The sequence below is a fragment of the Sphingomonas sp. Leaf38 genome (genome assembly GCF_001421825.1).
Classification (GTDB): Bacteria; Pseudomonadota; Alphaproteobacteria; order Sphingomonadales; family Sphingomonadaceae; genus Sphingomonas.
Window position 1 is genome coordinate 1 of the sequence record NZ_LMLD01000003.1, and the last position, 348, is coordinate 348.

1 protein-coding gene is annotated in these 348 nt (G+C 62.9%); it reads left to right on the top strand.

Annotation, left to right across the window (positions count from 1 at the left end):
* The coding region (locus tag ASE88_RS19270) for a YncE family protein (RefSeq protein ID WP_414893193.1) at window positions 1-348 on the top strand (348 nt) is incomplete at both ends.

A 348-nucleotide genomic window follows, 5' to 3' on the forward strand; every position in this document is an offset into this window, starting at 1 on the left:
GTTGCTCGGCGTCATCAAGCTCGGCGATCCGCAGCCGATGAATTTTTCCCCGCTCTACAAGGGGCAGGTGCTGGTTCACGGCCTCGGCTTCTCGCCGGACGGGAAAACACTGGCGGTCGTGTCGATCGGATCCAACGCCGTGTCGTGGATCGACACCGCCACCAACACCGTCAAGCACACGACCTATGTCGGGCGCAGCCCGCATGAGGCGTTCTTCACGCCGGACGGCAAGGAGGTGTGGGTTACGGTACGCGGCGAGGATTACATCGCCGTGCTCGACCCCAAGACGTACAAGGAGACCGGTCGCATCAAGACGCCCGGTGGTCCGGGCATGACGATCTTCTCTCC